We start from the raw sequence: 13,957 nt of genomic DNA on the forward strand, positions 1-13,957 counted from the left end.
CCCGCTCAGTTTCTTCCTGGGGTGTGTCAGCGTGCAGGTTCGGCGATATCGGCGTGGAAGACAACTTATGCTGGCACGGTGGGAACGGCGTTGAACCGGCGGGGCTCACGCTTGGCGACTGCGTCGTCGGGGCACTCGCCGACAATGCTGACGGCCGCCGACGCTGGAAAATAAGACCAGTATTGATATGCAGGGTTACCGGTAAACCTCTGCATGTGCTGTGGCGCAGAAGTTTTCGCCCGATTGTTTGGTTGAGACAGTGGTAGAACCTCCGCCGCCGGAAGTATCAAGCATCCAGTAGCTGGGTGACTCGAAGCGGACCGGGGCGTAGCTATGCGTCTGGCATCGTGAATTCGCGAACGTTGGCGTCGATGATCGCGGCGGTCTGCTCGGAATCCGGACCGGATCCACGAAAATCATGTAAATGCTGCTCGGTCGCCCAGCGTTCGTACACGTTAATTCGACCTGGTTCGACGAGGTCCGCCCCGAGTGCGAAGTCGAAGCACCCGGGGGCGGTGCGAGCCAGCCGGACCACCTCGGCGCAGCCGTCGAGATAGTGCTGGCGGGTGGTCGGGTCTACGGTGAGGTATCCGGCAACGATGATCATGTGGATGTAGACAATGTCCGCGTCCGTAAGTCACCGCTAGATCTCGGTCTGCATGGCCGTGTCCGCAGAGCCGTACGACCAGTCTTGGCGTGTAAGTCAGCAGTAGACGTGTGTATATGTTGTAGTGCAGCGCTTTTCGCCAGGCATTAGAAGTGACGTTCGACCGCCAGCACCCAGACGAGTTTGAACCTCCTGGATCGGGATTTTTTGTCGGATGTTCAATCTTGTTCCGTTGCACGACGGCGCGGATACACAGGCAGATGGCATGCGCTGCCGGGAATGTTGTCGACACGGCCACGGTCGAAGCTTGCGACCGAGCCGTGGCGCAAGCACGTGAGGTCAGCACACGCGGCCTCAGTTCCCTCTCGCTCGACCATCAGGCCGGGAACTGCGAGCCGGGTGAACTTGAGCAGAGTGCTGGTCGGCTTGACGTCGGCCGTACCGAGACGCGACGTCAATTCGCCGTAGTGCTGGAACAGCTAGCCGATGTCGGTGGTGTAGACGTTGAGCCGTAGCAGGTTCGCGAGTGTCATGTTCGTCTCGGCCAGAACGGTTTCCACGCAGTCGAGGCTTCGGGTCCGCTGCGCATCGACGTCGTTCAAGAACTGAGGTGCGCCGTCGTCACTCATTGTCGTCTGCCCGGACAGGTACAGCGTCCGGCTCGGTCTTGAGACGACCTCGCCCCTGGTTGAATCCCATGTCCACCGACCACTGCACCGGGTTGACTGCCGTTCGTTCCATCGCCGCGAGCTCCATTCGATGGTTCGGGTCTGACTGCTTCATCGAGCCATGCACGCTACGCCGACATCTTGTGACGTGTTTCGTTCGATGCGACGCAACCGCGCGCGCATTGTGGCTTCGTCGGTGCCTGGTTCTACAGTTTCGCATGTGAGCAAGAACAAGCCCGTCGGCGTAGTTCCGGTGCCTGACCGCGCGCTCGATGACCTCGCCGAGGTTCTGCTCGACAGGCTGGATCAACTTCTCGACCGGCTGACCGACCGGGCGTTGGATGCACCTACACCGGGATCGCGTGTCTGGGAGTCGGAATGGAACGACCGCAATTCGGCCATTGGCCGAGCTCGCGCCTTCGAGCGTGCCCGGGTTCGAGCGGAATTGGTGCGACGCGCAGGGGCCGGCCTCGGGATTGTCGACGCCGCTCCCCCGCCGTCACGGCAAACGCAGGTAGCTCGGCCACCGTGCAGAGCGCGGGCCGGTCGTGTTCGTGTCGATGAGGCTCAATTGACATTCTTCTGAAGTGAGATTCTGCCGAGCTGGTCAACCATCGCTAGCTCGTTTGCTTTGCCTTGGCGTCATCGAGGTCGATGACGTCCTTCCATCGATCGGAGCATCCTGAGGAGGAGGAGGCAAAGGAATCAGGATGGTCTGGGTGGTGTCTACGCCGGGCACTCTCCCTCGCCCAGACAACAACCGGACTGCGACCATTGACGATTGTTCTCACAGGGACGTGCGATTGAACAACATGGATGTAATTCGTCGGGACGCCTTCGGCGTGTCTGAAGCGATCTAACGTGATTCTGCATCAGGATGATCACTGGTTGGGACCGATGATGCAGATGAAGGAGGCCACGCGATGCCGATGCCCAGTAAGGGTGACCGGAAGCCGTTGACTGTCCGAATCCCGCTAGAGCTGATCAAGACGCTCGAAGAACAACAGAGTTCAGCAGGTGTGACGTCTCTGGGTCAATACCTGGCCGACCTCATCGCGATCGTGAACGACCGCGAGGACCTCGCACTTGAACTCAACCGACCGCAGAACCAAGGGGTGTTGCCCCTGACTGCGTGATCGTTTAGTCCCGAACCGACATTCGGGACATTCGTTCAACTGAATTAGCGCGGCATAGACAACGAAAAACCCCCGGCGGGCGGGCCGAGGGTTCTCGAGATCAGAGAAGTGAGTGACTAGCTCGCGACTCGTTCTGTGCTGCTTTCCCCGAAGGGACTGTCTTGGAGGACATGTCTCAGGGTACATCGTGCCCTGAAGTAGGTACAAGATTGAATGCTCGTGTCGTCCATCCGGATGCGACTGCGGGCCGACTGTGGCATCGATTCGCACCGGCCATTGCTGCGCGCCGATCGATGAGGCTCTACGACCCGACGACGCGTAAATACGTGTCCGCGGGGCCGTTGACGGTCAAAAGACCAGCATTACCATCGGCTGTGCCGCTGTTCTCACGCGGGCGCGCCGGCATCGTTGCTCTGGACTTCGACACCAAACACCACGGCCACGCCTCCGTCGTCGCCGACACCCAGCGTCTGCTGGCCTGGTTGACCGAATGCGGTGGCCGCGCCGTCGTCGACGAATCGACCAGCGGCGGCCGACACGTACTCATCCCGCTGGCACCGGGAAGAACAGTCACCGCCGACGAGATCCGGCCGTTGTTGCGCCTTCTCTCAGCGCGCCTTCCCACGTTGGACATCACACCGATGACCAACCACAAAACCGGGTGCATCACCGTGCCGGGCTCGCAATGCAAAGAAGGTGGCTACCGCACCCTCGTCGACCTCGACCCGGCGACAGCGTCCGACATCCTGACCGTCGGGTCCGATGCCGGCACACTCCAGCGGCTCGAAGCCCTGCTCGGAGGAACGGGCCGAGCGATCACCAGCCCGATCGACGCTCACATCCGAGCCGAGACGTCAGCTGAACGCGTCCTCGGCAGCAGCGATGACGCTCGGTTGCATCCGCGCTTCTGCCGCTCTGCCCCGCCGCCGCGCTGCGTCCTCGACTTCGCCAGCACCGGCCGCATCGACACCCGCCGGTGGCCCTCACGCTCGGAAGCACGCCAGTCCGTCATCACCCACGCGGTCCTCGCCGGAGCCAGCACCGCCGCCGTCCTTGCCCGCGTCACCGAACCCGCGTGGGCGGGGGTACGAGCCGCGTACGCCCGTTACGCCGAACCTGAACGCGCCATCCGACGCGACGCTGCCCGCGCCCTTGACTGGGCCACATCGGCACTCCCCGATCCAGTCCGGGATACCGGGCACAAGCAAAAGCACACAGGGGGTACGTACGATCCGGTACTTCGTTCATGGCTTACCCACGCTCAAACCTGGGTTACTTCGGAGTTTCTTCATCGGCGAGATCGTTGGACTACTCATGCAGTCGTTCAAGCCTTGGCGTGGGCTGCGGCAGTGTCAGGGCACATAGTGGAAGGTGTTCCCACAGTCGGTGTCGGTGGGCGGTCACTGTCCATCGCCGCCGGCATGCTCCCGGAATCAACCGTGTGGTCAGTTCTGGAGCGATTGAGGGATATGGAAGGCTCACCGCTGTTGCTGATCGAACGCGGCGTGGGTCAGAACCCCGACCGGTACGCGTTGGTGCCCACACACGCGGGTCGAGCGGCGCTAGGCGACACCGTGGCAGGGGCAGCAGAGGTGGAGTCGGTACACCCGGCATGGAGTGTCATCGGCTGGCGTCACCGCATCCTCTACGACGCAGTGGTTGCCGCAGCAGAGCCTCTCACCCCGGACGAGTTGTTCACCGTCGTCGGGGTGGGACGCACCAGCGGGTACGAGGCCCTGTTGGATCTGCGCGTTGCCGGTCTGCTCACGATCGACAACGCCTACATCGGTATCGGGCCCGTCGATCTCGACGACATCGGCCACCGTCACGGCCTCACGTTCGCGGTTCGTGCCCGCATCGTGCGCCACCGCGCCGAACGCATCGTCTGGCGAGAATGGCTCGCAGCCCGCGAGGAGGCACGCACCCCGCCGGAACCGGATCGATCGGTGTTCGCGGTCGCCGACGATCACCCGGCCGATCCACCCGACCACGACTACATCCTGGCCGTGATGAACACCGGCCCACCGGACCCGTTCTGACGCACTGTGAACCGGTCACGAGTCCAGGGCAGACGCGGGCGCGCCGGCCTTGTTCGCATTTGCTGCTCTCGCCCGCCCGCAGCGCGGTTGCACGCTGCAATAGTGGACCGAACTAGCTTCCTACACCGACGTCGCTGTGTGATGCCGGTGCTGCGCGATCCGTCTACGTGCTCCACTTCGGCCCAGGTGACGTTCTATATGAGGTCAGATGACCGGTGCGTTGGGTTGGCGGCGGATGAAGTCCGCCATTCCGGGGACGGTGAACGCAACCAGGCCGCGGGCGGGAGACCAGATGAGGCCTTTGCGTATGCAGGATTCACGGTGCGGTGCCATCGATTGTGGGTTCGATCCGAGGGCTTCGGCGAGGGTTGCCGTTCGCGGAGTGTCTGTTCCGCTGCGTGCGATGGCAACCAGATAGCGTTTTTCTGCTTCGGTGGCCCGTAGCCACCTCGAGCTGTAGAAGCCGGAATCGAGCGAGGCGTGGCCGGTGTCGACGGCGTCCTCGGCGTCGGCGAGTGTGAACGGGGATTGCTGGGCTGCCTGCCAGAGCTCGTGACCGAACACCTGAAGAAAGTACGGGTATCCGTCGCTCGCCGCGACGATGTAGTCGGTCGCTTCGACAGAGATGTCTTGGTTCAGCCTGGTGATGGGTGTGACGATTGCATCGCGGGCCTGATCGTCGGCGAGCGGACCGATGGTCCTGTAGTCGAACTGGCGCTCGGCGTACGACCGTGCGTCGGCCAAGGCTTGCGCGAGGTTCGGAAGACCTGCGCCACACACAAAAAATGGCCATTCGCGCTGGGCCGCGCGGTGTTGGGTTGCCAGGATCACCTGCAGGAGAGCCGGCTCGAGTTCCTGCATTTCGTCGATGAACAGCCCCAGCGCGGTGCCGTCCTTGCGGAGTTCCTCGGTGAGATCTTCGACGAGGTCCTCGAATTCGACCCCCAGGGTCGGCTTCTCGGTACTGGACGAGCGAGCGAGCGCGACTCCTACACCGAATGCGGTGGCGGACACTGAGAACTCTTCGGTCAACTGCCGGATCTTGTTCGCGACCGGGCCGGCGAACTGGCGACGGCGTACAGCGCGAGAGATATCTTTGGCGATGCGCCGTCTCAGGGCTTCGGCACCTTCTACGCTGGTCTGGGCTTCGACCTCGACCACCACCCAGTTGTGGCGGCGAGCTTGGTCCGCCATGGTCGCCAGGAGTGTGGTCTTGCCTACCCCTCGGAGTCCTTGGAGCATGAGCCCGCGGTCGTAGCGGCGTTGTTTCGCGCGTGCGATCAACAGGTCGAACCGTTCGAGCTCGGCCGTACGCCCGACGAGTTCGGGGGGTCGGGTGCCAGACCCTGGTGTGAAGGGGTTCAGTCCGTACTCCATGGGTTTCAGACTATCGGATTGTATCTGGTTGTATCGGATGCGGTCTTATATTTGTGGATACAATCTGATAGGCGAAGCGACTCGGCGTAGATCCGGGCGCACTGAGTCGACAAGCCGCACCCGGGTCCATCGGAGTAGTTCGGTGTCGATGTCGGCTGATGGGCAGGAAGTGGCTACCGCGTCGTCAAGAATTGCTGACAGTGTGCGGGTGTTTCGGGACTGGCTCGTCGGTGACACGTCATTCGTCGCCGTTATGCGTTGAGGTGCTGGACTCCTATTGGGGCAACGAGGGGGGTGTCCGGTCGCTGTGATCGATGAGGTGTACGACGGCGGGGTCTCGGTGCGCCGAACCTCGGGCCCGACGTGTCAGGTGCTACCACCGCTGTCGGATGAGTCGAGGAGTTGCAGGGTGCGTTCGAGGAGTTGCTCGATGCGGTCCTCGACTTCGTCGACCATGTCCGGTACATCGGCCAGCGCCGTGTGGGCGCGGCGACGTGCCTCGACACCCGATCGGTAGTACCCGGAGTCGAGCTCCGCAGAGACCGGCTCCGGAACTATCGGGTCACTCCGGTCGGTACCGTCGGACGGTCTGATGATGGGGCGACGTGGGGTGTGCAGTGGAGAAACGCCTGTGCGGTGCCTGGCGATCACTGCTCCGACCTCGGCCGCGGTCATCGCCGTGACCGGTAAGGGCAGGTGGCCCCACCGATCGATCGGCACCGCGACCGGACCGCGACGCTGCGGCAGCCCGGCCATGTCGGGGAACGTGTTGCGCTGCAGATGTTCTGCCAGCAGCGTCGTCGAGGGATAGCGCTCGGAGAACTGCAGGACCGTGTGCCACCGGTCCCATATCGTGGCCGGCTCGACACCGGTGGTGTCGTTGGGGGCGATGTCGACTCGGTGGCGGCCGCCTATCCACACACTGTCACCATCGATGGTGATGTCTGTGCGGTCGAGTCCTGCAATGGCCCTGTGGGACAAGCCCGCTCCGGTGAGAACGAGGAGGACGGCGTCGCGGCGGCCGAACAGTGCAGCCGTCGATCCGGAGGTCGGCAGTCCGGCCGCGATCACTTGGTACTGCTTGGCATGCCGGATCGTTCTGTCGCTGCGTGCGGAGTCCAGTGCGATCCGGATCGAGGTGACTCGTCCGGGAGCGGGCTGGCCGGCGTGGAGGTGAGTGCGGTTTATCGCGGAGACCCGGCGCAGCTGGACCGCGTCGCCAGCGGGGTTCTCATCGAGGAACTGCGCCAGCGTGATCGGCGACGCGGGTAGCGCCTCGACGTCGGCTGCGGCGCACCAGTCGGCGAACAGCGACCACTGGTAGCTGTATCCGCTCACCGTGCTGCCCTGTCTCGGTGTCACAGGTGCGACGGTACCGGGCTGGGGCCGACCGGATCGGACAGAGTTCGCCGCAGTCGCTCGCCGCGAACCTGGGTCGTACGCGCGCGGACGGCTATCAATGCCGACGATCGATGGCGCAGTTACATCACAGGCAACGAGCGTTGATCGCGGTGAAGCCACAGGACTGGGCACGTCCTGTGGCTTCACCGAGCGTGCGTACTCGAAAGTCTTACTCGGCCAGCTTGGCGATCGACTGCGCCCACAGGAAATACTTGTTGCGTCCGAGATCGCCGATGGTCTTGATGTTGAACGCGGCCTTGAGATGCTCGGCATCGCCCGGGCTGACGCCCTGCAGTGCCTCGACGGGTGCGTCGACGAGCTCGGTGAGTGGCTTGTCTTCGTATGCTTTGTCGAGTTTGTCAGCGATTCCAGCCATGGAGGTGCCTCCTTGCGTCTCGGGTGGCGGTGCCGGTTCGACACCGCCACCCGAGGGTACGGAATCCCGCTAGGAGCAAGCTGTGCACAAGGGCCCGTAGTGCTGATCCCCCTGGCCGGCCAGGGGGATCATTGGCGACCCGTTTCTCGAGACCCATGTCTTGCAGAAGCGGAGGAACGTCAGCAGCTACATACGGCAGTTGCTGAGCTCGAGTGTCGTCTCCAGTTGCAGGGGGCAACGGATCACCGCTGATGAAGGCGTGGCCGAACGAGGGAGCACACGGCCTGCATGACGTGGGTGCCGGAATCGATGCCAGGACCGCACTCGAAACACGTTGATGCGCAGGGGGTGATCTCCGCTTCGAGCTGGCCATGGCAGCACTCGCCGCACGCGCCGACACGGTGATCGACACTCCCTACCCGGGGTGCAGGAGCCGACCTTTACGAGCCCGCTGCGGGCGAATGCAGATGACTTATCGATGAGGGCGCTGTGTGGTGCCGGTCGCGTGCTCGGAGTAGTCGATGAGGCGGTTGCGGAGTGCAGGATCGATCAGCCCGGCGCGGTCCGGATTGGTCAATCGGGTGAACAGTCGACGTTTGTATTCGTCCATGTCCACGCCGAATTTGACGAATACCTCGTCGGTCGGTGCGCCGCCGAACGGCTCCCACATCGCGGCGAAATCCACCAGCGCGTCCCCCGACTTATTCGTGGCCATTGCTGTCACCGCGCCGCGGCAGCGTCACTGTCGTCGAGGTCGCTCTCGTCGACGAACACCAGAACGCCCGTATCGAGGGCGATCGCCCACCGATGTGGTTGCGCCCAGTCCCGCCCCAGTCGATCGCCGGGAATCAGTGAGTCCGCGAAGTCCTCGACAATCGTTCCACCGACCACGCCGTCGTCGCGTCGAACTCGGACCTTCTCACCAACGGTGCGCCCGGATTTTGTGTCACGTCGTGTATCGGTCATGACGGTATTGAAACAGATGGCAGCACGCGTGGTGCGTACAGGACTGCAAGGAGATCCGTTGTCCACGAAACGTATCCGTTGCGTGACACCGAACTCTCCGACGTAACGGACAGATCTCTCGGAATTGCACCGTCCTGTGCGCCCGGTCAATCGGATCTCCTCCGGTGACATGAAGTGGTGCACACGTATCTGCTTCTTCGCGTCGCGTGATTGCGTGGTCTATCGCCAGAAAGCCCTTGCGTGGTTGCCGCTGGGGTTCCAGCAACTGACATCAATGCCGGTCTGGAGTGGAACGGCTTCCACTCGGCAGTAGGTATGTCGCCACCGGGATCGTGGCAGCTTCCAGGAAACAGGTCCTGTTACTTGGCCGCCGCGACACCGCGGCCTGGACGCGAGGCCGAGTCCGTTCGGACCTACCGTCCGTTTCTGATCTCGGGCGGGACCTACCGTCCGTTTCTGATCTCGGGCGGAGCGCATCTATGGATCTACAACGAAGGGGTGCCCCGTGGCGTAGCGAGAGGGTCGGCCATAGACGGTGGCGTCGTGATCCAGCGTCCGAATCGGCCCATCTTCCGGAGTCGCGGTAACCCCACGCTTCTTCGGTGAATATGACCAACCGCCATGTCGTAAACCATTGAGCAACAACTTAGGTGCGGATCTCCCAGGGGCTGTGATCGCTGGAACATGTCTTGGTCGACAATGGAGCAATGCTCGTCCCAGTGATCTTTGACTCTCAGCAGTATTCGCGGGCCGCACCTCCGGGACTCGGTGAGCACGTGCGCCTCGAACTGTTCTGGAACGAACCGTTCTCCCATATGTGGGCGGGGTTGAGACCAGGATGGTCCCTGACCGCAAAACTGAGAGCAACGGCCGCTCCCCCACTCACGCACCTCGACGGGACACCGGAACAGAACACCGAAATGCATTCTCCACAGGTATGTACGGTGCGCTTCGATTCAAGTACACGGCACCGATTCCGGTACCTGCATCGGTCACCATTTCGGGTGCACTTCGAGTCACGGCCTTCGACACACCGAACAGAGCGCTCAATGCACCGCTCAAGGCCTGGTCGAACACCGTTGACGACGACCACGTCACCACGGGAACAGTGCAGCGCATCCAATTGGTCTCGATCCTGATCGATTTCGCCCGCGGCCCGCATGCAGGGTGGTCTGGTCCTCAACCCATTGCCGGCACCGAGTGGTTCTACGACCTCGTCCAACCGCCGGAACAGCTACACCACTACCTACCTGGCAGACACGACGACGAACCGGAGCCCAGAGTCGCGGCCTGAGGGAACCTCGCCGGAACGAACTATTGCTGCTCGATCTCAACGTCGACCAGTAGTCGGGCATTCGACCGGTTCCATTCGTCGTGCATCATCGGTCCTCCCGGATAGGCCGACGATTGCGCGCAAGCAACGCTCCGGCGCGCGTCGGTGATACGTCGCGACCGTGCACGGTCGTCACGACCAGATCGACCCCGTTCGGACAAATCGATGCGAGTCGAGCGGGTCTGTCGATCCTGGATCCACGAGATCTCCACCATGTTCGTGGACGGCGAGCAGGCTCAGGCGGTGTTGGCTGATGAAGGCGATGTGGTAGCCGGCGGCGAACAGGGCGATGAGCATCGATGACGGTGATGGCGGTTCCGCCGGGCCAGAGCTCGGCGTGGGAGCAGAGCGGCGAACGGCGGACTGATAAGGGCATGGTCCGGAGGGTTTGCCGCGTACAACGGCGACGGCGGTTCCGGATCGTCGTCGACGACAGGCTCGACCCCGATCGAGGGGTTCGATCCGTTCGGGCGGGCGCTGGTGGGCAGGTCGGCGGGTGCGTGGTCTCGGCGGCCGGAGGCGGCGGCCATGCGGCGGCGGAGGACATCGAGTCGGGTCGCCTTGCCGAGTCCGGTGAGGCTTTCGATCAGGTCGACGGTGGCCATGTGGATCGACCTTTCGCCGTGCCGGTGGGAACTACCGACACCTATCAACGGGTCAGAAGAGCCACACATGATCGACACAACGTGTATCTGGAAATTTACTGCATCAGCGTCGACTGGTGACGCCGACCGCATGGTGTGTCCATTAGCTCGGGCCGGTTCGAATCATGCTGGAGAGGGCGGTATGTCGAGGATGAGCATCGCAGCATGAAGCGATGTGCGTGACTCGGAGTCGTCGAGATCAACGCCCAGCATTCGTTCGATCATCGCAAGTTTGGCGTAGAGAGTTGGCCTCGACAAGTGCGTGTTACGTGCAAGGACGGTCTTGTTCCCAGAACTGTTCAGAAATTGTCGAAAGACATCGAACAGGTCGTCGTCGTGGTGAGCACGGTGATCGAGGAGACCACGTAATTCCGATTCTGCGAACGCCTGAACACGTGGATCCTCACGCAACGATGCCAACAGCCCGCGCAGCCTGATGTCGGTCGAGCAGTAGTAGCTGCTACCACTTGGCGGCATTGACAGGGCGACGCCGGCGATGTGCGCGGAGTCGGCCAACCCGACCACTGCGTCGATGACTCGAGCTGCCGCGGACCCGACGCCTATTGCACATCTGGTGACGCCGTCGAGCCCGAGGACCGTCGATTCGATTGCACGGCAAGCATTGCCGAGGGCGTGCTCGACCTCCTGTCGTTTCGAGGGGGCAAGAATCAAGTCGATCTCACCCGAGCGGCGGCTCGCTGTGAGCGCGGTGTTTCGGGTCGACCTCACAGCGTGCCGAATAGCGTCCTTGATCGCGACCTGCTGCCGCTGGGCCATGACCTGATCACTACTCGGAGCAATTACGACAATGCGCACCGTGATGGGCACGTACCGCACTGATGAATGCAGGCCCAACGCACGGGCACGGGTGGAAGCTTCTACCTCGTCGAGAATTCGGCCTCGTCGCAACTCGTCGATCAACCCGCTCTGCGCCTGCTGTTCGAACGCTGCGCGGTCCTGCTCGACCATCCTGTGTAGCGCGAACGCCTGTGCTGCGCGTTCGAGGGCCATGACAGTGCGAGGTTCGGGCACGCTCGACATCGGAACGATCAAACGGCCCCATTCGTTGCCGTATTGACCCACCTGCGCAATGAGCCAGTCTTCCGGGCCGGACACCACAGTCTCCGCGTCCGACGGAGCCAATCGAGAACGCCGTTCCCAGACTGCAAGCAATGTCGATGCCGGTGCGCCCGTACTGGAAAAAGCCAGCACCTGCCTGTTGAGGTCCTCCAATACGACCGGCTTCCCGATCAGGTTGGCAACCGCATCGCTGATATCGCTCAAATTCGCGCGATTCATGCTCAGTGCAGTGAACACCTCGTGGACATGGCGGGCGAACGCAGCTTCCTCGTACTGCTCGGCCACGATCGATCGGTGGACCTGTTCGGTGACTTCGACGAACTTGATGGGTCTGTTCAGGACGACCACGGCCACACCGAGCGTGTGCGCAAGGTCGGCCAACTCCTTCGGTAATGATCGGAGATGGGGACCGAGCTCCACAATCAAACCGACAGCACCGGCGGCCGCGAGTCCTCTCAGGTATCGATCAGACCGGGCCGCGTCGCGAAGCGGATTCCCCGTTGTGAGTACCAGTTCGCCACCCTGCAGAAGCTCCGACAGGTCGTCGACGTCCGATACGTGCACCCACCGAACGGGTCTGTCCGATGGCCCGCCGAGTAGTCGAGGCTCGCCGGACTGAAGAACCGGGAGCTCCAAAATCTCGGTCAAGGTGGGAAGCATGTACGAATCGTAAAGTAATGGACGTGATTCCTTACAACTTGCGTCAGGATTGACCGGTGTCGATCGGGCAGGCTGAGCAGGTCGCTTGAACGCGGCGGCCGTCAGTCGCCAGTCGTCACTTGTAAGGATCCACAGCCATGACGCAGAGCACCACGCGAACGATTTCGCATTGGCTCGACAACAAAGAGTTCGCCGGTACCTCCGGCAATACGTCACCTGTCACCAACCCCGCTACAGGTGAGGTCACCGGGCAAATGACGTTGGCTAACCTCGATGACGCCAGAGCCGTCATCGATGCTGCTGCGGCGGCGTTTCCCGCGTGGCGGGACACTTCTCTGGCCAAGCGCACACAGATTCTTTTCAACTTCCGCGAACTGCTCAACAAGAACAAGGGCGAGCTGGCGGAGATCATCACCAGCGAGCACGGAAAAGTACTTTCCGACGCGCTGGGTGAGATCAGTCGCGGTCAGGAAGTGGTCGAGTTCGCTTGTGGCATAGCGACGTTACTCAAGGGCGGCTACACAGAGAACGCGTCGACCAGCATCGATGTCTTCTCCATTCGCCAGCCTCTGGGACCCGTTGGCATTATCTCCCCTTTCAACTTCCCCGCCATGGTCCCGATGTGGTTCTTCCCGGTCGCCATTGCATGTGGCAATACCGTCGTTCTCAAGCCATCGGAGAAGGATCCCACCGCCTCGATCTGGCTTGCCGAACTCTGGGCCGAAGCGGGGTTGCCCGCGGGAGTGTTCAACGTTCTGCAGGGCGACAAGCTCGCCGTCGACGAACTGCTCGAGAACACGAAGATCAAATCGATCTCCTTCGTCGGCTCGACCCCGATCGCCCAGTACGTCTACGCCACCGGCACCGCCAACGGTAAACGCGTCCAAGCTCTCGGCGGGGCGAAGAACCATGCCATCGTCCTGCCCGACGCCGACCTCGACCTCGCGGCCGACGCGATGGTCAACGCCGGGTTCGGCTCGGCCGGTGAACGATGCATGGCGATCTCGGCCCTTGTCGCCGTCGGCGACATCGCCGACGACCTCGTTGCGAAGATCGTCGAACGCACCACCCCGCTCAAGACCGGTGACGGCACCAAGGGTGCCGACATGGGACCGCTGGTGACCAAGGCGCATCGCGACAAGGTTGCCTCGTACGTCGATGCCGGAGAGGCTGCCGGTGCCACGATCGTCGTCGACGGCCGCACCGTCCAGGCCGACAGTGAGGCGAGCGAAGCGACGGAAATGCGACCGGCGGATGGGTTCTGGTTGGGGCCGACGTTGATCGACCACGTCACCACCGACATGAGCATCTACACCGACGAGATCTTCGGGCCGGTCCTGTCTGTGGTGCGTGTCGATACCTACGACGAGGCACTCGCGCTGATCAATGCCAATCCTTACGGCAACGGGACCGCCATCTTCACCAACGACGGCGGCGCAGCCAGGCGCTTCCAGAACGAGGTCGAGGTAGGCATGATCGGCATCAACGTGCCGATCCCGGTGCCCATGGCGTACTACAGCTTCGGTGGCTGGAAGAACTCCCTCTTCGGCGATTCCCACGCGCACGGCACCGAGGGCGTGCACTTCTTCACCCGAGGAAAGGCTGTCACCTCGCGCTGGCTCGATCCCAGCCACGGCGGCATCAATCTCGGCTTCCCCGAGAACAACTGA

General features: G+C 62.5%; 15 protein-coding genes. 5 read left to right on the top strand and 10 right to left on the bottom strand.

What is annotated here, in order from left to right; translation table 11 throughout:
- Nucleotides 1-331: 331 nt before the first annotated feature.
- The 3 genes from ACQR3T_RS26170 to ACQR3T_RS26180 all read right to left on the bottom strand — a co-directional run bounded on the left by ACQR3T_RS26170 (nucleotide 332) and on the right by ACQR3T_RS26180 (nucleotide 1,390).
- Nucleotides 332-607 (bottom strand): putative quinol monooxygenase, encoded by a 276-nt coding sequence (locus ACQR3T_RS26170; protein WP_428695477.1) that lies wholly within the window; start codon nucleotides 605-607, stop codon nucleotides 332-334.
- Between the two features lie 479 nt (nucleotides 608-1,086).
- Nucleotides 1,087-1,236 carry a hypothetical protein gene (locus ACQR3T_RS26175; RefSeq protein ID WP_428695478.1) on the bottom strand — a complete coding sequence of 50 codons (150 nt, stop codon included), beginning with the start codon at nucleotides 1,234-1,236 and terminating at the stop codon, nucleotides 1,087-1,089.
- Nucleotides 1,229-1,390, bottom strand: a complete 162-nt coding sequence (locus ACQR3T_RS26180; protein WP_428695479.1) for a hypothetical protein — start codon at nucleotides 1,388-1,390, stop codon at nucleotides 1,229-1,231. The genes ACQR3T_RS26175 and ACQR3T_RS26180 overlap by 8 nt, the downstream gene beginning before the upstream one ends.
- A 105-nt stretch (nucleotides 1,391-1,495) precedes the next feature.
- On the opposite strand from ACQR3T_RS26180, the gene ACQR3T_RS26185 reads away from it, so the two are divergent.
- The 3 genes from ACQR3T_RS26185 (at nucleotide 1,496) to ACQR3T_RS26195 (ending at nucleotide 4,450) form a co-directional block, all read left to right on the top strand.
- Nucleotides 1,496-1,861, top strand: coding sequence for a hypothetical protein (locus tag ACQR3T_RS26185; protein ID WP_428695480.1), 366 nt, complete (start codon nucleotides 1,496-1,498; stop codon nucleotides 1,859-1,861).
- Nucleotides 1,862-2,198: 337 nt separating this feature from the next.
- Nucleotides 2,199-2,411, top strand: coding sequence for a hypothetical protein (locus ACQR3T_RS26190; protein ID WP_037174519.1), 213 nt, complete (start codon nucleotides 2,199-2,201; stop codon nucleotides 2,409-2,411).
- A 374-nt stretch (nucleotides 2,412-2,785) separates the two neighbouring features.
- Nucleotides 2,786-4,450 carry a hypothetical protein gene (locus ACQR3T_RS26195; protein WP_428695481.1) on the top strand — a complete coding sequence of 555 codons (1,665 nt, stop codon included), beginning with the start codon at nucleotides 2,786-2,788 and terminating at the stop codon, nucleotides 4,448-4,450.
- Nucleotides 4,451-4,654: 204 nt separating this feature from the next.
- On the opposite strand, the gene ACQR3T_RS26200 is transcribed toward ACQR3T_RS26195, so the two are convergent.
- The 5 genes from ACQR3T_RS26200 to ACQR3T_RS26220 all read right to left on the bottom strand — a co-directional run bounded on the left by ACQR3T_RS26200 (nucleotide 4,655) and on the right by ACQR3T_RS26220 (nucleotide 8,570).
- Complete coding sequence (locus ACQR3T_RS26200; protein ID WP_428695482.1) at nucleotides 4,655-5,827, bottom strand: ATP-binding protein; 1,173 nt, start codon at nucleotides 5,825-5,827, stop codon at nucleotides 4,655-4,657.
- 366 nt (nucleotides 5,828-6,193) lie between these two features.
- Entirely contained in the window at nucleotides 6,194-7,189 is a 996-nt protein-coding gene (locus ACQR3T_RS26205; RefSeq protein ID WP_428695483.1) for a hypothetical protein, read from the bottom strand.
- A 208-nt stretch (nucleotides 7,190-7,397) separates the two neighbouring features.
- Nucleotides 7,398-7,604: a hypothetical protein gene (locus tag ACQR3T_RS26210; protein ID WP_008720325.1), complete on the bottom strand. Its 207-nt coding sequence runs from the start codon at nucleotides 7,602-7,604 to the stop codon at nucleotides 7,398-7,400.
- Nucleotides 7,605-8,076: 472 nt separating this feature from the next.
- On the bottom strand, nucleotides 8,077-8,319 hold the full coding sequence (locus tag ACQR3T_RS26215) for a hypothetical protein (RefSeq protein WP_428695484.1): 243 nt from the start codon (nucleotides 8,317-8,319) through the stop codon (nucleotides 8,077-8,079).
- A gap of 5 nt (nucleotides 8,320-8,324) precedes the next feature.
- The gene (locus ACQR3T_RS26220) at nucleotides 8,325-8,570 is read right to left on the bottom strand and encodes a hypothetical protein (RefSeq protein WP_428695485.1); all 246 of its coding nucleotides are present in this window, start codon (nucleotides 8,568-8,570) and stop codon (nucleotides 8,325-8,327) included.
- 937 nt (nucleotides 8,571-9,507) lie between these two features.
- On the opposite strand from ACQR3T_RS26220, the gene ACQR3T_RS26225 reads away from it, so the two are divergent.
- Nucleotides 9,508-9,864: a hypothetical protein gene (locus ACQR3T_RS26225; protein WP_428695486.1), complete on the top strand. Its 357-nt coding sequence runs from the start codon at nucleotides 9,508-9,510 to the stop codon at nucleotides 9,862-9,864.
- Between the two features lie 275 nt (nucleotides 9,865-10,139).
- Here the strand turns inward: ACQR3T_RS26225 and ACQR3T_RS26230 are convergent, their stop codons facing one another.
- Both ACQR3T_RS26230 and ACQR3T_RS26235 read right to left on the bottom strand, forming a co-directional pair.
- Nucleotides 10,140-10,508, bottom strand: coding sequence for a hypothetical protein (locus ACQR3T_RS26230; RefSeq protein WP_428695487.1), 369 nt, complete (start codon nucleotides 10,506-10,508; stop codon nucleotides 10,140-10,142).
- Nucleotides 10,509-10,670: 162 nt separating this feature from the next.
- The gene (locus ACQR3T_RS26235) at nucleotides 10,671-12,287 is read right to left on the bottom strand and encodes a PucR family transcriptional regulator (protein WP_428695488.1); all 1,617 of its coding nucleotides are present in this window, start codon (nucleotides 12,285-12,287) and stop codon (nucleotides 10,671-10,673) included.
- A 137-nt stretch (nucleotides 12,288-12,424) separates the two neighbouring features.
- On the opposite strand from ACQR3T_RS26235, the gene ACQR3T_RS26240 reads away from it, so the two are divergent.
- Nucleotides 12,425-13,957: a CoA-acylating methylmalonate-semialdehyde dehydrogenase gene (locus ACQR3T_RS26240; protein ID WP_428695489.1), complete on the top strand. Its 1,533-nt coding sequence runs from the start codon at nucleotides 12,425-12,427 to the stop codon at nucleotides 13,955-13,957.

Origin of the sequence: Rhodococcus sp. IEGM1428 (genome assembly GCF_050321865.1) — a bacterium.
Taxonomy (GTDB): domain Bacteria; phylum Actinomycetota; class Actinomycetes; order Mycobacteriales; family Mycobacteriaceae; genus Rhodococcoides.